General features: G+C 72.9%; 12 protein-coding genes. 5 read left to right on the top strand and 7 right to left on the bottom strand.

Annotated elements, in window-relative coordinates; genetic code table 11:
• Nucleotides 1-199: 199 nt before the first annotated feature.
• The 5 genes from tagF to JHL17_RS32185 all read right to left on the bottom strand — a co-directional run bounded on the left by tagF (nucleotide 200) and on the right by JHL17_RS32185 (nucleotide 8,052).
• Nucleotides 200-898 carry a type VI secretion system-associated protein TagF gene (tagF, locus tag JHL17_RS32165; protein ID WP_247893967.1) on the bottom strand — a complete coding sequence of 233 codons (699 nt, stop codon included), beginning with the start codon at nucleotides 896-898 and terminating at the stop codon, nucleotides 200-202.
• Nucleotides 895-3,003 carry a type VI secretion system membrane subunit TssM gene (tssM, locus tag JHL17_RS32170; protein ID WP_200198730.1) on the bottom strand — a complete coding sequence of 703 codons (2,109 nt, stop codon included), beginning with the start codon at nucleotides 3,001-3,003 and terminating at the stop codon, nucleotides 895-897. Before tssM ends, tagF begins: the two co-directional genes overlap by 4 nt.
• A gap of 10 nt (nucleotides 3,004-3,013) precedes the next feature.
• Nucleotides 3,014-4,297, bottom strand: coding sequence for a type IVB secretion system protein IcmH/DotU (icmH, locus tag JHL17_RS32175; RefSeq protein ID WP_200198731.1), 1,284 nt, complete (start codon nucleotides 4,295-4,297; stop codon nucleotides 3,014-3,016).
• Between the two features lie 77 nt (nucleotides 4,298-4,374).
• On the bottom strand, nucleotides 4,375-6,831 hold the full coding sequence (locus JHL17_RS32180; RefSeq protein ID WP_200198732.1) for a PBP1A family penicillin-binding protein: 2,457 nt from the start codon (nucleotides 6,829-6,831) through the stop codon (nucleotides 4,375-4,377).
• Between the two features lie 204 nt (nucleotides 6,832-7,035).
• Nucleotides 7,036-8,052 (bottom strand): MBL fold metallo-hydrolase, encoded by a 1,017-nt coding sequence (locus JHL17_RS32185; RefSeq protein WP_200198733.1) that lies wholly within the window; start codon nucleotides 8,050-8,052, stop codon nucleotides 7,036-7,038.
• 149 nt (nucleotides 8,053-8,201) lie between these two features.
• Between JHL17_RS32185 and JHL17_RS32190 the strand changes: the two genes are divergently transcribed.
• Nucleotides 8,202-9,128, top strand: coding sequence for a LysR family transcriptional regulator (locus JHL17_RS32190; protein WP_200198734.1), 927 nt, complete (start codon nucleotides 8,202-8,204; stop codon nucleotides 9,126-9,128).
• Nucleotides 9,129-9,137: 9 nt separating this feature from the next.
• Here the strand turns inward: JHL17_RS32190 and JHL17_RS32195 are convergent, their stop codons facing one another.
• Nucleotides 9,138-10,625 (bottom strand): ATP-binding protein, encoded by a 1,488-nt coding sequence (locus JHL17_RS32195; RefSeq protein ID WP_345773923.1) that lies wholly within the window; start codon nucleotides 10,623-10,625, stop codon nucleotides 9,138-9,140.
• Entirely contained in the window at nucleotides 10,622-11,365 is a 744-nt protein-coding gene (locus tag JHL17_RS32200) for a response regulator (protein ID WP_200198735.1), read from the bottom strand. Before JHL17_RS32200 ends, JHL17_RS32195 begins: the two co-directional genes overlap by 4 nt.
• A gap of 242 nt (nucleotides 11,366-11,607) precedes the next feature.
• Here JHL17_RS32200 and JHL17_RS32205 point away from each other — a divergent pair, with 242 nt between their 5' ends.
• From JHL17_RS32205 to JHL17_RS32220, 4 genes are all read left to right on the top strand, one after another.
• Complete coding sequence (locus tag JHL17_RS32205) at nucleotides 11,608-12,213, top strand: Spy/CpxP family protein refolding chaperone (RefSeq protein ID WP_200198736.1); 606 nt, start codon at nucleotides 11,608-11,610, stop codon at nucleotides 12,211-12,213.
• Nucleotides 12,214-12,621: 408 nt separating this feature from the next.
• A complete protein-coding gene (locus JHL17_RS32210; RefSeq protein WP_200198737.1) occupies nucleotides 12,622-15,159 on the top strand; it encodes a helicase-related protein in 2,538 nt (845 codons plus the stop codon).
• A gap of 245 nt (nucleotides 15,160-15,404) precedes the next feature.
• Nucleotides 15,405-15,836: an RNA-binding S4 domain-containing protein gene (locus JHL17_RS32215; protein WP_200198738.1), complete on the top strand. Its 432-nt coding sequence runs from the start codon at nucleotides 15,405-15,407 to the stop codon at nucleotides 15,834-15,836.
• A gap of 114 nt (nucleotides 15,837-15,950) precedes the next feature.
• Entirely contained in the window at nucleotides 15,951-17,042 is a 1,092-nt protein-coding gene (locus tag JHL17_RS32220) for a Tim44 domain-containing protein (RefSeq protein ID WP_200198739.1), read from the top strand.
• Nucleotides 17,043-17,092 lie beyond the last annotated feature (50 nt).

Below are 17,092 nucleotides of genomic sequence, written 5' to 3' on the forward strand. Positions count from 1 at the left end.
TTGGGTGGCAAGATCGACACGGATTTCACGGATTTAGGCACGGATCACACGGTTTTTTTATATCAGCGGTCCGGTTGCAGCGATCCTGCAAGGGTTAGACCATCCGTGAAATCCGTGTTTTGATCCGTGAAATCCGTGTCTATCTTGTCCGCGCCTTCCGTACCTCCCGGAAACAGTCCGCAAACACTGACCCGGCTGCTTACCCCTCGTCCGCATCCTCCCAGCCCCAGCGGTCCCAGGCGCCGTCGAGGAAGGCGGTCAGGCGGGGGCCGGCGGGGAGGCCGGGGCAGGACAGCAGCGACGGCGCGACGCGGCCGGCGCCGCGGGTCCACCACAGGCTGGCGTCGGCGCGCAGCGGGCCGGACAGGCGGCCGAGCAGGGCGCGGGTGGCGGCGCCGACGCGCTCCGGTTCCGGGCGGCCGAGGATGGCGAGGCGGGCCGGCAGCCCCTCGACATCGGCACCGGCGCGGCAGGCGTCGGCCGCCAGCGCCTCGGCGCGGGCGAGCCAGGGGGCGCAGGCGGCGGGGGCGTCGGCGATGTCGAAGCCGGCGGGAAGGCCGGCGGCGATGGTGAAGGGATAGAGGCGGCCGACCCGGTCGGCGCTGGGCATCCACACCCCGACCAGCGGGGCGCCGCCGCACAGGCCGGCCGGCAGGGCGAAGCGCCAGACCGGGGCCTGGGCGAACAGCGCCTCCCACTCGCCGCCCAGCCCGCGGCTCGCCTCGCCGAGCGCCGCGGAGAGCCAGCGGTCCCAGGGGGCGAGGACCGCGCCCGGCAGGCCGTGCCCGACGAAATCGCCGCGCGCCGGCACCTTGCCGTGGAAGCCCGCCACCGGATCGGCGGCCACGCCGCCGGTCCCGGTCGGCGCCCCTTGCCGTGTCGTGAAATAGTCCATCATGGCAGGGCGGCCCGGTCTGGTTGTGGAGAGGCGGGCCGGGAGGAATCAGGCTGGGACGCCGATTGGGCCAGCACCTCCTCGACGCGGGCGAGCAGCGCCTCGTCGGGCGGGACCGGGGCGAAGCCGACGGCGAACAGCGCGGCCAGATGGTCGCCGAGGGCGCGGCGCCGCGCCTCGTTGGCCGGGTCGGGCAGCGTGCGCTGCCAGTCGAGCGCCAGCCATCCGGCCAGCGCGCCGGCCTCCATCGGCGCGGTGCCGCCGACCATGCGGTAGACGCGCAGGGTCTGGCGCAGCTGGTCGGGCACGGCCCAGTCGGCGCGCAGCCGCTCCTCCAGCCGCAGGGCGATGCGGGCAAGGAACTGGCTGCGCAGGGCGCGGCTGTAGGCCTCCCGCGCCGGGCCGGCGATGCGGGCTCCCTGATACAGGCCGCCGGCCAGCGCCGGGGCGGCCCAATCCTGTCTCCCCCAGGCCTGTCCCGCCACCCCCTGCGCCTCGTCGAAGGCGAGCGGCAGGGCGCGCAGGGCGTCGAGCGCCGGCAGGATCGCCGCCGGGTCGGCATCGTCGACCCTGGCCAGCGCGCGCGGCGGCGTGTCGAGCGGGCGCAACGCCGCCTCCACCGCCGCGGCGCCGGCGTCGGCGCGCGCCAGCAGGGCGGCGTTGCCGCGGGCACTGACCAGCCACCAGCCGCCGACCGCAAGGCCGAGCGCCAGGGCGGCGACAGCCGACAGGGCGGCGCGGCGGCGGCGGGCGCGCTCCACCGCGCGATCGACCCGGGCGAGGTTGGCTTCTGGGAACACGATGTCGGGCAGCAGGCGGTCGAGGAAATAGGTGGAGGAGGCGCCGGCGTCGGGCTCCAGCAGGCCGAGCGCGCCGCCGGTCTGGGTGGCGCTGGTCAGGTAGAGGCCGCGCAGGCGCGGCGTCTCCTCGCCCTGTTCGGAGCCGAAGACGGTGTCGACGATGTCGGCCAGCGCCGGCTCCAGCTCCGCCACCCGCAGCGGCAGGGCGAAGCTGTCGCTCCGGCGGCGGAGGTCGGGCTCCTGGTGCAGCCGGTCGAGCAGCCGCTCATCCAGCCGCCGCACCAGCCCGGCATAGAGGTCGCGGAAGGCGGGCAGCGGGCTGCTGGCAGGCCCATCATCGACAGGCAGGGTCAGGCCCCAGACCTGGCTGCGCGCCTCGCGGTCCAGCGGGTCGAAGAAGGTGGCGAAGCCGTCCAGCAGGTCGGCCTTGGTCAGCAGCAGATAGACCGGCAGGCGCAGGCCGAGATGGACGCGCAGCTCGTTCAGGCGCTGGCGGATCAGGATGGCGTGGTTGCGGCGCTCGGCATCGGTCCAGCCCGTCAATTCGGGTATGCTGACGGTCAGCAGGACGCCGTTGGCGGGCTGGCGCGGCCGGTGCTCCTTCAGGAGGTCGAGCAGGCCGGACCACACCCGGCCGTCCACCGCGCGCCGGCTGTCCTGGGTGGTGTAGCGGCCGGCGGTGTCGATCAGCACGGCGCGGTCGGTGAACCACCAGTCGCAGTTGCGGGTGCCGGCCAGACCGGCCAGCGGCCCGGTGACGGTGCCCGGGACCAGCGGGGCGGCGAGGCCGGTGTTGGCGAGCGCGGTGGTCTTGCCCGAGCCGGGGGCGCCGATCACCAGATACCAGGGAAGCTGGTAGAGGTAGCGCCCGCCCCGGCGCCTGCGCAGCTGGGCCAGCGCGGCGTCCAGCCGCTTGCGCACCGTGCCGATCTCCTCCAGCGAGGCCTTCAGCTCGGGGTCGCGGCCGGCGGCCAGCGCCTGAAGCAGGCGGGCGTTGGCGGCGCGCTCGCGGACGTCGATGCGGCGGTTGACCAGGATCCAGGCGGCGAGCGCCAGCAGGAGCGGCAGCAGCCGGACGCTCCAGTCGGCCTGGACGGCCGGCAGCAGCTGCGGCGCGGCGGAGGCCGCCAGCCGCGGCAGCAGCAGCCAGCCGGCCAGCCCGAGCGCCAGCACGCCCGGCAGCGACAGCGCCCAGCGGGCACGGGCGGAGCGGTGCGGTGACGGTGTGGAAGGGGCGGTGGTCCGGCGGCGCCCGGCGGTCTTCTTCACCGCTTCGGCGCCGGCCTTGCTGGTGCGGCGATCGGCCATGGCGGGCGCCCTATTGCGGATAGAGGCGGATGTCGATCCGCCGGTTGGCGTCGCGGCCGGCGGGCGTGTCGTTCAGCGCCACCGGTTCCTGGTCGCCACGGCCCTCGGCCGACAGGCGGGCGGGCGGGAGGCTGTGCTCCAGCAGCTTGCGCACCGCGTCGGCACGGGCGTCGGTCAAGAGCTGGGCGGTGGACAGGCGGCCGCCCGGCGGGGTCTGGTCGTCGGTGTGGGCGACCACCAGGACGCCGCCCTGCTCCGCCGCCAGGGTCTGGCCCACCCGCTCGACGATGGCGCGGTGGCGGGCCTTCACGGCGTCGCCGCCGGTGGCGAACATGGCGGCGGCCGGGATGCGGATCACCAGGGCGCCGTCCTCCCCCGCCAGCACCTCGACGGCGCCGGTGCGGATCTCCGGGGCGAGCTGGCCGGTGATGCGGGCGATCAGGGCCGGGCCGGCGGTGGGCGGCGGCGGCGGGACCAGCCGGGCGATCTCGATGGGGCGGTCGGGCAGCAAGGCGCCGATGCGGGCGACCACCGGCTCCGCCTGCCGGTCGAGGCTGCCGGCGAGATGGACATAGAGGCCGGACAGCCCCAGCGCCACCGCCGCCCAGAGGACCCATACCGGCACCATACCGCCCAATCTTCCGCCCAATCCGCTGCCGGGCGGCCGGAACGGCTCCGCCACCCCGGCCCAGGCCGGCGACAGCTCCGCCGCAAGGTCGCCGCGGGCGCGGCGCAGGATGCGGTACAGCTCGTCGCGCAGACGGGCAAGGTCGTGGGCGCCGCCGGGCCTGTCGCGGAAGCGGCCCTCGAAGCCGAGCGACAGGCAGGCGTAGAACAGCTCCAGCGCGGGACGGTGGCGGCGCGGGTCGCCCAGCATGCCGTCGAGCAGGTCGAAGAAGCGCACGCCGGCGCCGGGTTCCGCCACCGCCGCCCCGCCATGGCCGGCGGCGCGGGCGACATCGTCCAGCGTGGCGGCCAGCGCGATGCGGGCGGCGCGGATGGCGTCGGCGTCGAGGCCGGACGCGGCGGCGACGCGGTCGAAGCGCTCCAGCGCCGAGGCGGCGGCGGCGCGGGGCGGGTCGGTCAGGCTGCGGTCGCGCAGCGAGGAGGCGAGCGCCAGCACCGGGGCGGCGGCGCTGAGCAGCGGGTTGAGGGGAGACCGGCTCGGGGCGTCTTGCGGACGGAGGGACGGGCCGGTGGCGTCAGGAGCGTCGTCGCGGACGACCGGGGAGATGGCCGCGGTGACGGCCTCCGCCAGCAGCTCCGTTCCGTCCAGTCGCTCGTCCGCCTGCATGTGCCGTCCACCTTGGGGAAAACCGGGGGGAGGTATAGCAGGGTCGGGGCGGCGGGGGGAACTTGAAGCCCTCCCCCCTACCGCGCCCCGCTGTGGCTGTAGTCGTACTGCACCCGCGGCGCCGTGGCGGGGGTGCCGGCGATCTTCTCGATCAGCGAGCCGATGCCGCCGCCCGAAAGGCCGCCGGGCCGCGCGTCGGCCGATGCCACCGGCACGCCGTTCGGCGGAACGGCGCCCGCCATCACGCTTCCGGGCGGCGCGGTCCAGGCCGGGGCGCCGTCCAGGCCGGGGAGCGGGCGGGCGGGCTTGCCGGCATGGGCGTCGAGCATGAACTCGCGCCACAGCTTGGCCGGCAGGGTGCCGCCGGTGACCTTCTTCATCGCCTCGTTGTTGTCGTTGCCGAGCCAGACCCCGGCGACGAGGTCGGCGGTGAAGCCGACGAACCAGGCGTCGTGATAGTCCTGGGTGGTGCCGGACTTGGCCGCCGCCGGGCGGTTCAGCTTGGCGCTGCGCCCGGTGCCGTAGTCGAGCACGCCGGTCATCATGCGCGACAGCTGCACGGCATGGGCGGGGTCGACCACCGCCCCGCCGCCGCCGCCCTGGCGCCGGAACAGCACCGTGCCGTCGCGGCTCTTGATCTCGGTGATGGCGTAGGCCCAAACGGGCACGCCGCGGTTGGCGATGCCGGCATAGGCGCGCACCAGCTCCAGCGGCGTCACCTCGCTGGTGCCGAGGCCCAGCGACAGGTCGCGGGTCAGCGGCGAGGAGATGCCGAGATTCGACGCGATGCGCCGCACCCGGTCGGTGCCGACGCGGTCGATCAGCCGCGCCGTCGCGGTGTTGGAGGAATGGGCCAGCGCCGAGGCCAGCGTGATGCTGCCGCGGTACTTGCCGTCGTAATTGCCGGGGTTCCAGGTGCCGAGCTGGACGGGAGCGTCGTCGATCAGGCTGTCGGGGGTCCAGCCGGCCTCCAGCGCCGCCAGATAGACGAAGGGCTTGAAGGCGGATCCCGGCTGGCGCAGCGCCTGGGTGGCGCGGTTGAACTCGCTGCCGTCATAGTCGCGGCCGCCGACCAGCGCGCGCACCGCGCCGTCCGGGCTCATGGCGACCAGGGCGGCCTGATGGACGTTGGCGGCGGCGCCGGGGCCGGCGAGCAGGGCTTCCAGCCGCTGTTCGGCGGCGCGCTGCATCTTCAGGTCCAGCGTGGTGCGGACGATGACGTCGCCATGGTCGGGGCCGGCGAAGCCCGGCACCAGATCGGTCACCCAGTCGGCGAAATAGCGGCCGTCGCCGCCGGGCTTGCGCCGGGGCGAGGGCTTGGCGCTGCGTGCCGCCTCGTACTGCGCCTGGGTGAGATAGCCGGCGTCGAGCATCGCCGCCATCACCACCCGCGCCCGCTCCGCCGATTCGTCGGGGTTGGAGCTGGGGGCGTAACGCGACGGCGCCTTCAGCAGGCCGGCCAGCACCGCCGATTCGCGGACGTCGACCTCGGTCGCCGGCTTGCCGAAATAGGTGCGGGCGGCGGCGTCCACCCCGAAGGTGCCGGCACCGAGATAAACGCGGTTCAGGTAGGCGGTGAGGATCTGGTCCTTGGTGAAGCGGCTCTCCAGCCACAGCGCCAGTATCGCCTCCTGGATCTTGCGCTTCAGCGATTTCTCGGGCGTCAGGAACAGGTTCTTGGCGAGCTGCTGGGTGATGGTCGAGCCGCCCTGCACCGCCCGGCCGGAGCGCCAGTTGACGTAGACGGCGCGGGCCAGACCCAGCGGGTCGATGCCGAAATGGCCGTAGAAGCGGCGGTCCTCGATCGCCAGCACCGCCCCGACCAGATGCGGCGGCAGGTCCGCGACGCTGAGCGTGGTGCCGTGCAGGTCGCCGAAGCGGGCGAACTCGCTGCCGTCGGCGGCCAGCACGGTGATCGAGGCGCGGCGTTCGAACTGCGCCACCTTGGAGATGTCCGGCAGGTCGAGCGCGAACCAGGCCAGCACCGCGCCGAGCCCGATGCCGCACCAGATGGCGGCGACGAGGCCCCACTGCACCAGCCGCCGGACCCAGCCGCCGCCCTTGCGGGGCGGCTGCGGCGCCCGGCCGGGACGGCCGGCGGTCAGGGCCGCGGCCGAGGTCTTGGACAGCTGCGGCTGGGAAGCGCCGGACCGGCGCGCCGACGGCTTGGACGAAGCGAGCTTGGGCGCTTTGAGCTTGGGCAAGGAGATCCTTGGCAACGTGAACGATGGCAGCGTGAACGGCGGCAGCGCGAAAGCAGGCAGCCCGCGGCGCGGACGGCGGGGCTGCTTGTAGGGGGTCGGGGGCGGAGCTGCCGAGGGGGGCGGCTGCCGGCGGCGTGGCTTGCCCCGGCCGAGGGTCGCCAGCCGGTCGCGGGCGAGGCCGAACGCCTTGGCGGCCAGCGCGCGGGCGACATCGCCCGCCGTCAGCCGGTCGAGCGGCGACGGATCGTCGCGGGTGCGGAGCGGGCGGGGGCCGGCATAGAGCTGGCCCGCGCGTTGATCCGTCTGGTGGTCCGGTCGGTCGGCGGTCACGGCGCGCTCTCTGGCCCTGTCAGGTCGATGTGAGGTGCGGGAAACGTTCCCGCTTCGATCCTCATACGCTCACAGCCGCTTGGCCGGAAGGCCGGCGGCGGACCGACGATTATTTGTCTCCCGACCGTGGCGAAAGGATGACTCTATCCGCAATTGCGGGGTGGGCGGGTTTCCGCGACGCCCCGCCTGCCCTGCCCGGCCGGATCACTCGCGGTTGCGGTACTCGACCGGCACCCAGCGATAGGCGTCGCCGTCGCGCCGCAGGCGGCCGAGGCCGGGGAAGCCGAGATGGGCGGCGGCGGTCAGCTGGCCGCTGCCGGCCTCCTGGGCGAAGCACTTCAGGCGCTGGGCGCGGGCGGCGTCCTGGTCGATGTCGAAGGCGACGGTGGCGTCCGGATGCGGGAACTGCACCGGACCGACATGGATGATGTCGCCCCAGAACTCGATGGTCTCGCCGCGACTCGCCACCCGGTAGAAGGCGTGGCCGGGGGTGTGGCCGGGGGTGGGGATCGCGGTGACGCCCGGCAGGATTTCCGACTGGTCGCTGAAGGGCTTCACCTTGCCGGCCTTGAGGTAAGGGCCGACGGTGGCGACCGCCTCGTCATAAAGGCGGGGCTGCAATCCCCTGGCGAGGTTGGCGTGGTCGAGGAAGTAGTCGACGTCGGCCTGGCCGACATGGACCGTGGCGTTCGGGAAGGCCATCCGTCCATCCAGCGTCAGCCCGCCGGAGTGATCGGTGTGGATGTGGGTGAGGAGGATGTCGGTCACCTGGTCGGGGCGGTATCCGGCCGCGGCGAGGCTGGCCGGAAGCTTGCCGCCATAGGGTCCGAACAGCCGGCCGGCGCCGGTATCGACCAGCAGCAGGCGCGGGCCCGCGTCGATCAGGAAGGCGTTGATCGAGGTTTCCAGCGGATCGCGCTCGAACCGCTCGGCCAGCAGCGCATCGATGCGCTCCGGCGGCAGCCCCTTGACCAGCGGCTTGACGTCGAGCGGCAGGGTGCCGTCGCTGAGCGCCGTGACGCGGAAATCGCCGACGGCGAAGCGGTAGACTCCGGCGGCGGAGGGTTGGGCCGCTTGGGGTTGGACGGCCTGGGGTTGGGCGGCCTGGGGTTGGGCGGCCGATTGGGCGGCAGGGCGATCGGCAGCCTTGTCGGCGGCATGTCCGGCCGGGATGGCCGCGAACAGCAGGCCGGCGGCCAGCACAAGCATCTGGGACTTCATTTTCCTGTCCTTGGGGTGTTGTTCGGCTCCCGCGGCGGTCCGGGGCCGGCCGCCGCGCCTGTCCACCACCTAGCACCCGCGGCCGGCCTTGATTACCCGTCGGGCTTGGGCAACATTGTGCCGTTTTCCGATCCAATCGGCGGGGACGGATGCAGGACCTGAACGACACCATCGCCTTCGTGAGAGTGGTCGAGGAGGGCAGCTTCACGAAGGCCGCCCGGCGGCTGCGGCTCCCCAAGACGACGCTGAGCCGCAAGGTGCGCGATCTCGAACGCCGGCTCGGCATCCAGCTTCTGCACCGGACCACCCGCCGCCTCGGCCTGACCGAGGCGGGGACCGTCTATTTCGAACGCTGCCGCCGCATCGCCGGGGAGCTGGAACAGGCCGAAAGCGCGGTGGCCCAGCTGCGCGACGCGCCGCGCGGCTGGCTGCGGATCACCACCCCGCCGTCTTTCGGGATGACGGTCGTCGCGCCGCTCCTGCCCGATTTCCGGGCCCGCTGCCCCGACGTCCGCATCGATCTGGTGCTCAGCCACGAGAACCTGGATCTGGTGGCGCGGGACATCGATCTGGCGATCCGGATGGGCACGCTGCAGGACTCCAGCATGGCGGCCCGCAAGCTGGGCGTCCTGCCCCGGCATGTCTACGCCGCCCCATCCTATTGTGCCGTCCATGGCGTGCCGGCCCATCCCGACGAGCTGATCCGGCACCTGACGCTGGCGAACATGACCGCCCGGCGCCCCTCCGGCTATGGCTGGCATCTGTTCCGCACCAGCGGGGACGGCCAGAGAGAGGAGATCGACGTCGTCATCGACCCGGTGATGGCGGCCGACGACCCGGAGATGCTGGTCCCGACGCTGCTGGCCGGCGGCGGGCTGGTGCTGGCCACCGACTTCGCCATGCGGCCCTACCGGTCGGCCGGACAGGTGGAGCGGGTGCTCGACGGCTGGAGGGGGTCGGACGTCGACCTGCACGCGGTCTTTCCCGGCGGACGGATCCAGCCGCCGAAGGTGCGGTCCTTCCTGGACTTCCTGGCCGGGCGGATCGATCTGGCGGACGCGGTCGACCAAGGATGAGGTTGCGCGCTACAGCGGCAGCGTCACCGTGGCGCGCAACCCTCCTTCACTGCGGTTCGCCAGGGTCACGTCGCCGCCATGGCCGCGGATGATGCTGCGGGCGGTGGACAGGCCGAGACCGACTCCGCCGGTGTCGCGTGAGCGCGAGCGCTCCAGCCGGTAGAAGGGGGCGAAGACCTTCTCGAACTCCGCCTCCGGGATGCCGGGGCCGTCGTCGTCGATGTGGATCAGGGCGTTGCGATGCTGGCTGGTACCGTCGGCGCCGGTCTCCAGCCGGACGGTGAAGCCGCCGCCATACTTGATGGCGTTGTCCATCAGGTTGGCCAGCGCCCGGCGCAGCGCCACCGGGCGGCCTTCCGCCACCGCGTGGGCGGGGCCGTCATAGAGGGCGCGGTGGCCGGAATCGACGCGGTCGTCGCACAGGCTCTGCAGCAGGTCGGCGAGGTCGAAACGGCCGCGCGGCTCGCGCTGGGCGTCGTCGCGGGCGAAGGCCAGCGTGGCGGAGATCATCGCCTCCATCTCGTCGAGGTCGGCCAGCATCCGGCGCTGCATCTCCGGGTCGTCGACCAGCTCGGCGCGCAGGCGCAGGCGGGTGATCGGCGTGCGCAGGTCGTGGCCGATCGCCGCCAACATCTGGGTGCGGTCGGCGACGAAGCGGGCGAGCCGCGCCTGCATCCGGTTGAAGGCGCGGGTGGCGGCGCGCAGCTCCAGCGGCCCTTCCTCCGGCAGGGGTTCGGCCTGCCCGTCGACGCTGAGCCGCTCGGCGGCGGCGGCGAAGCCGGCCAGCGGCGCCGTCACCCGGCGGGCGGCCAGCAGCGAGACCAGCAGGATCACCGCGACGATGGCGGCCATCCACAGGATGAAGCGCACGACGCCGAAGGGGCCGGGCAGCGGGTCGCCGCCGGTGAAGCTGAGCCAGGACCCGTCGCCGAGCCGAACCGACAGCCGGACATGCGGCCCCCAGCGCCGCGGCTCGTCGCCGGCCATGAAGGGAGCACGCGGGCGGTCGTCGTCATGCGGCGGACGCTGCACCTCGACCAGGATGTTGCGCTCGGCGGTGTCGAGCTGCTCGCCCAGCCGGCGCTTCAGCCCTTCGAACCGGCCGCTGGTGATGGCGTTGGGAGCCAGCGGCGGCGGCCGGTCGGGGGCCCATTCGACGCGCAGCACCGGGTCGTCGATGGCGCGCACCAGCCGCTCGCGGCCCGGCGGCGGCGTGCTTTCCACCAGCTGGACGATGGCGGTGATGCGCTGGATCAGCACGTTGGGGCCGTGGATCGGCGGCCCCTCGCTGCGGTCGGTCAGATAGACCAGCGCGCTGATCGCCTGGGTCAGCAGCAGGGCCAGCACCACCGTCAGCGCGATGCGGGAGGCGAGGCTGTCGGGAAAGCGCAGGCGCAGGCGGCGCAGCGCGCGGCGGCGGCGCGCCTCCTTCAGCCGGGCCGGATGGGTCGCCGTCTCCTGCGCGGTGCCCGCCGTCCCTTCCGGCCCGGCGGTCACGATGCCGGCCCGCCGGTGACGACCGACGCGGTGAAGAGATAGCCGCCGCCGCGCACCGTCTTGATCAGCGTCGGGTCGGCCGGGTCGGGCTCGATCTTGCGGCGCAGCCGGCTGACCTGCACGTCGATGGAGCGGTCGAAGGGAACCGCCGAGCGGCCGCGCGCCAGATCGAGAAGCTGGTCGCGGGTCAGCACCCGCTGCGGATGCTCGGCGAAGGCGACCAGCAGGTCGTATTCGCCGGCCGAGAGTTGGACCAGCACGCCGTCGGCCGAGCGCAGCTCGCGCCGGGTAAGGTCGAGCGACCAGCCTTCGAAGCGCAGCACGGTGCCGGCCGCGGCGGGGGCGCCGGCCACCGGCGGGGCGGCGACGCGGCGCAGCACCGCCTTGATGCGGGCCAGCAGCTCGCGCGGGCTGAACGGCTTCGCCAGATAATCGTCGGCGCCCATCTCCAGCCCGACGATGCGGTCGGTCTCCTCCCCCATGGCGGTCAGCATGATGACGGGGGTCTGCGCCGTCGGCGGCGCGGCGCGCAGCCGGCGGCAGAGCGACAGCCCGTCCTCCCCCGGCAGCATCAGGTCGAGGACGATCAGGTCGACGCGGGCGCCGTCGAGCGTGCGCATCATCTCCGCCCCGTCCTTGACCCCGGTGACCCGGAAGCCGTGCTTGGTCAGGAACTGGGCGACGAGGGAGCGGATTTCGCGGTCGTCGTCGACGACGAGGAGGTGGGGCGTGCGGTCCATGGCCCCATGATCGGGCGGGGCGCGCCGGGCGTGAAGGGGAAATGTGTAACGCCGGGTTACGGGGGGCCGGGCGGTTACACTCTGTTACCAAATGACCGGTTTGCGGACATTCCTCCGCAACGTTCGGCGCCCATCGTCTGGTCATCGGGACAGCGGCGGCGATCCAGCCGGCAACGTCCCAACGGAATAAGCCCCCTCCATCCGGGGTTTAGACAGCACCAACACACCGAGGAGTCGACACCATGAAACGCGCCCTTCTGACGTCCGCCCTGCTGGTCGCCGGTCTCGGCGTGGCCGTTCCGGTCTTCGCCCAGGGTGGCCCGCAGCCGGGTGGTCCCGGCCCGGGCATGGGTCCGGGACACGACCGCCACTTCGCCCGCATGTGCGAGGACCAAGAGGCCCGTCTGGCCGGCCGCCTGGCCTATGCGGAGAAGAAGCTGAACATCACCGAGCAGCAGCGCGCCGCCTGGACCAAGTTCGCCGACGCCGCCCGCTCCAGCCTGAAGCCGACGCAGGACCTGTGCGTGAAGTTCAAGGACGTCCCGCCGCCGCCGGCCCTGCCGCAGCGCCTGGAACGCGCCGAGCAGATGATGCAGGCCCACCTGCAGCAGCTCCAGACCGTCCGCCCGGCCCTGACCGACCTCTACGCCCAGCTGACGCCCGACCAGCAGAGGCAGGCCGACCATATGCTGAACCAGGGTCCGGGCGGCATGGGTGGCCGGATGGGCCCGCATCATGGCGGCCCCGGCGGTTGGGACCATGACGGTCCGCGTCATCACGGAATGGGTCCGGGCAAGGGCCCCGGCCCGGGTCCGGCGCCGGCACCGCAGGAGCCGCCCAAGGGCTGACGTAACAGAGACCGACAGGCTCCCGGCGGCGCTCCCAAGCCCCCCAACGCAGCCGCCGTGAGACCAGGGCCGCCGAATCCCCCATTCGGCGGCCCTCGTCGTTTCTGGAGAATGCCCTCTCCCGCCCCGGGAGAGGGAGGGGACCCACGAAGTGGGGAGGGTGAGGGGTACACCAAGGATCAGGCATCTGGTTCCTTGGATCATCCCTCACCCTTCCCATGCTGCGCATGGGCCCCGAAGTCGCTCGCAAGTCTCGCGACTGCATTCCGCCTACGATCGCCCTTCGGCGCTCGTCCGGCCTGCGGCCGTCGGCTCCATGCCCTCCTCCCGGGACGGGAGAGGGACAGATGGCGATAAGGCCACGCCGCCGCTTGCATTGCGGGCTTCCGCACCCCAAAGCTTAACCCCATGACGTCCACTCACGCTTCGGCGGGCGGCGGTCTCGGGCGGGGGGGCCGTGTGGTCGCCGTGCTGGGGCCGACCAACACCGGCAAGACCTATCTGGCGATCGAGCGCATGCTCGGCCACCGGTCCGGCATGATCGGCTTTCCCCTGCGCCTGCTGGCGCGGGAGAACTATGACCGCATCGTCTCGATCAAGGGCCGACAAGCGGTCGCGCTGGTCACGGGGGAGGAGAAGATCCTGCCCCCCAACCCGTCCTACTGGGTCTGCACCGTCGAATCGATGCCGCTGGACCGCGCGGTCGATTTCCTGGCGGTGGACGAAATCCAGCTCTGCGCCGATCCCGAGCGCGGCCACATCTTCACCGACCGGCTGTTGAACGCCCGCGGCATGGTCGAGACGATGGTGCTGGGATCCGATTCGATGCAGCCGATGATCCGCCGGCTGGTGCCGAAGGCGGAGTTCGTCAGCCGGCCGCGTTTCTCCCAGCTGACCTATGCCGGCTACAAGAAGCTGACGCGGCTGCCGCCGCGCTCGGCCGTCGTCGCCTTCTCCGCCACCGACGTCTATGCCATCGCCGAGATGATCCGGCGCCAGCGCGGCGGCACCGCCGTGGTGCTGGGCGCGCTCAGCCCACGCACCCGCAACGCCCAGGTCGGGCTCTATCAGGCGGGCGAGGTCGATTACCTGGTGGCGACCGACGCCATCGGCATGGGGCTGAACATGGATGTCGACCATGTCGCCTTCGCCCGCATCGTCAAGTTCGACGGCTTCGCCCCGCGCCGCCTGCGCCCCGCCGAGGTGGCGCAGATCGCCGGCCGCGCCGGCCGCCACATGCGCGACGGCACCTTCGGCACCACCGACGAGGTGGGGGAGCTGGACGCCGATCTGGTCACCCGCGTCGAGAACCATGAGTTCGAGACGGTCAAGGGGCTGTCCTGGCGCAACAGCGAGCTGCGCTTCGACACGCCGGGCTTCCTGCTGAAGTCGCTGGAGGAACGGGCGCCGATCCCGGAGCTGTCCCGCGTGCGCGAGGCCGACGACCATCTGGCGCTCCAAGCGCTGGTGCGCGATCCGGAGATCATGGATCTGGCGCGCGGCCGCGACGCGGTGCGGCTGCTGTGGGAGGTTTGTCAGGTCCCCGACTTCCGCAAGGTGCTGTCGGATGCCCACACCAAGCTGCTGGGACAGATCTTCCGCAGCCTGCGCACGCCGCTGCGCCGGCTGGACGACGACTGGGTGGCGAAGCAGATCGCCCGGCTCGACCGCACCGAGGGCGACATCGACGCGCTGGTCGCCCGCATCGCCCATATCCGCACCTGGACCTACATCTCCAACCGGCCGAACTGGCTGAAGGACCCGCTGCACTGGCAGGAACGCACCCGGACCATCGAGGACCGGCTGTCCGACGCCCTGCACGAGCGGCTGACCCAGCGTTTCATCGACCGCCGCTCGGCGACGCTGGCGCGGACGCTGAAGGACGGGCGCTCGCTGCTGGGCGGCGTGCGGGCCGGCGGCGAGGTGGTGGTGGAAGGGCATGTCGTCGGCAAGCTGGAGGGCTTCCGCTTCGTGCCCGACGCGCCCGACCGCTCCGACGAGGCGAAGTCGCTGCTGACCGCCGCCCGGCGGGCGTTGCGCGACGAGCTGGCCAAGCGGCTGCGCGCCTTCGAGGCGGAGCCGGACGGCGTCTTCGCGCTGGGGCCGGACGGGGTGCTGAGCGCGGACAATTTGCCGGTGGCGCGGCTCGCCGCCGGGCCGTCGGTGCTGGCGCCGTTGGTGGTGCCGTTCGACGAGGGCATGCTGGACCAGGCCCAGCGCGAGCGGGTGCGGGCGCGGCTGGAGCGCTGGCTGAAGGACCACATCGCCGCCCGGCTGAAGCCACTGTTCGCGCTGTCCGCCGCGCAGGGCCTGTCCGGCGCCGGGCGCGGGCTGGCCTTCCAGCTGGTGGAGGGGCTGGGGGTTCTGCCGCGGCAGCCCGTCGCCGACATGGTCGAGCGGCTGGAGCGCGAGGATCGCAAGGCGCTGACCGGGCTGGGCGTCCGGCTGGGGGTGTCGCACCTCTACCTGACGGCGCTGGCCAAGCCGGCGGCGGTGACGTTGCGCGGGCTGCTGTGGGCGGTGTCGAAGGGCCATCCGCTGCCGGTGCCGATCCCGCCGCCCGGCCGCGTGTCGGTCGAGGCTCCATCGGTGAAGGAGGGCGGCGCACCCCCCGGCTTCTGGGAGGCCATCGGCTACCCGCTGGCCGGCGGCCGGGCGCTGCGCGTCGACATGCTGGACCGGCTGGAGACGGAGCTGCTGACGGCGTCGAAGGCGAACGCGCCGATCCGCGAGGTGGCGCTCGGCCAGCGCGTCGGCCTGTCGGCCGAGGAGCTGGGGGCGGTGCTGGCTGGGCTCGGCTATCTGCGGATGGTGGCCGAGGACGGCGCGGTGACCTGGAAGCGGAAGCGGGCGCCCAGGCCGCCGCAGGGCAACCGGCAGCGGCGCGAGAAGCCGACGAACGAGGACCACCCGTTCGCCAAGCTGCGGCAGCTTTCGGGGATGTGAAGAGACATGCTGGGGAGTGGAATGAACGCACGACCGATCAGCAGTTTTTCCCCCTCTCCCCCCCGGGGAGAGGGTCGGGGTGAGGGGGATGCACGGCGTGCCTTCCCGAGAATCCACGCCACGCGTCCCCCTCACCCTAACCCTCTCCCCGCTTTCGGCGGACCAAAGGTCCGCCTGTCGCGTCAGCGCAAACTTCGTTTGCGCGTGAGCGGGGGGGAGAGGGGATCCTGGGCGGGGGGTGTGCGATGACCGACACCGACGACTCCACCCCCGGACGGCTGCGGATCGACAAGTGGCTCTGGTATGCGCGCTTCTTCAAGACACGCAGCCTCGCCGCCAAGCTGTGCAACGACGGGGGCGTGCGGCTGTCGGGGACGGTGGTCACCAAGGCGCATGCGTCGGTGAAGCCGGGCGACGTGCTGACCTTCGCCCAGGGGCGGCACATCCGCGTCATCAAGGTGGTGGCGCTGGGCAGCCGGCGCGGGCCGGCGCCGGAGGCCCAGGCGCTGTACGAGGACCTCGCCCCGCCGGTGGCGGAGGAGCGCCTGCAGGACCCCTATCGCCCCCCCGTCCAGCAGCCCGGCGCCGGGCGGCCGACCAAGCGCGACCGGCGGGCGATCGACGCCCTGCACGGCGACGGCCTGATGGGCGACGCGATGCAAAGTGAGACCGATTAGGCGGCGATGCTGATTGTTGCTCGAAAAAAGTGAGACCGCCTCTTAAACGGAGGCGGCACCACCCCCATCTGGCAAGGCTGGACAACAGACCAGATGCGACAAGCGAGCACGATCATGAGCGAGAAGACCCGACCTTCGAGCCTTTCCGCCACCAACACGAAACGGGGCGCCCGCGCGGCCACCGCCGTGGCGGTTGCGCTGGTGATGGCGCTGGCCGCCGGCACCGCCGACGCCCGCGCCGGCAAGAGCAGCTCCTCGGGCAGCCGCGGCAGCCGCACGACCGAGGCGCCGGCCGCCACCAGCACCGCCCCCAACGCGGTGTCGCCGATGGAGCGTTCCACCGCTCCGGCGGCGTCGCCCGGCATGCAGCGCCCCGGCGCCGCGGCCACCGCCCCGGCAGCGGCCCCCTCGCGCGGCTTCTTCGGCGGCGGCTTCATGTCGGGCCTGATGGGCGGCCTGATCGGCGCCGGCATCGGCGCGATGCTGTTCGGCGGCGGCTTCTTCGAGGGCTTGGGCAGCTTCTCCGGCATCCTGGGCTTCCTGCTGCAGATCCTGCTGGTCGTCTTCCTGGTCCGGCTCGCCATGCGCTTCTTCCGCAACCGCTCGCAGACGGCGAACACCGCGGCTGGCGGCGGCCCGCTGGGCGGGAACCGGCCGGCCTATGCCGGCGGCCCGCAGGGTGAGCAGATGAACCGCGACGCGGCCGACGTCGGCTACAACCCGATGGGGAACCGCGGCCCGGGCGCAGGGATGGGAGGCGGCAACGCTGGCCCGGCCCAGCGCCGTCAGGCGGCCGACGAGATCGGCATCCAGCCGGCCGACTTCGAGTCGTTCGAGCGGCTGCTCGTCACCGTCCAGACCGCCTACGGACGTGAGGACGCCGACGCGCTCCGCGCCGCGACGACGCCGGAGATGTTCTCCTACTTCAGCGACGATCTGGCCGAGAACCGCAGCCGCGGCGTGGTCAACAAGGTCAGCGACGTCCGTCTGCTCCAGGGCGATCTGGCCGAGGGCTGGCGCGAGGGGGCGCAGGAATACGCCACCGTCGCCATGCGCTTCGCGCTGATCGACGTCACGGAGGATCGCGCCAGCGGCCGGGTGGTTGAGGGCAACGCCTCGCAGCCGACCGAGGCGACCGAGCTGTGGACCTTCGTCCGCCCGCGCGGCGGCCAGTGGCAGCTGTCGGCGATCCAGCAGGCCAGCTGACGCCTGCGGGTGCAGGAATGCGAAACGCCCCGGCCAATCGGCCGGGGCGT

It is taken from the genome of Azospirillum endophyticum, assembly GCF_016595245.1.
Lineage (GTDB): Bacteria > Pseudomonadota > Alphaproteobacteria > Azospirillales > Azospirillaceae > Azospirillum > Azospirillum endophyticum.

Coding starts and splice junctions, on each gene's coding strand:
- JHL17_RS32205 (WP_200198736.1), top strand. CDS start 11,608: ATGAAACGCGCCCTTCTGACGTCCGCCCTGCTGGTCGCCGGTCTCGGC.
- JHL17_RS32190 (WP_200198734.1), top strand. CDS start 8,202: ATGCAGGACCTGAACGACACCATCGCCTTCGTGAGAGTGGTCGAGGAG.
- tagF (WP_247893967.1), bottom strand. CDS start 898: ATGATGGACTATTTCACGACACGGCAAGGGGCGCCGACCGGGACCGGC.
- JHL17_RS32185 (WP_200198733.1), bottom strand. CDS start 8,052: ATGAAGTCCCAGATGCTTGTGCTGGCCGCCGGCCTGCTGTTCGCGGCC.
- tssM (WP_200198730.1), bottom strand. CDS start 3,003: ATGGCCGATCGCCGCACCAGCAAGGCCGGCGCCGAAGCGGTGAAGAAG.
- icmH (WP_200198731.1), bottom strand. CDS start 4,297: ATGCAGGCGGACGAGCGACTGGACGGAACGGAGCTGCTGGCGGAGGCC.
- JHL17_RS32210 (WP_200198737.1), top strand. CDS start 12,622: ATGACGTCCACTCACGCTTCGGCGGGCGGCGGTCTCGGGCGGGGGGGC.
- JHL17_RS32215 (WP_200198738.1), top strand. CDS start 15,405: ATGACCGACACCGACGACTCCACCCCCGGACGGCTGCGGATCGACAAG.
- JHL17_RS32200 (WP_200198735.1), bottom strand. CDS start 11,365: ATGGACCGCACGCCCCACCTCCTCGTCGTCGACGACGACCGCGAAATC.
- JHL17_RS32220 (WP_200198739.1), top strand. CDS start 15,951: ATGAGCGAGAAGACCCGACCTTCGAGCCTTTCCGCCACCAACACGAAA.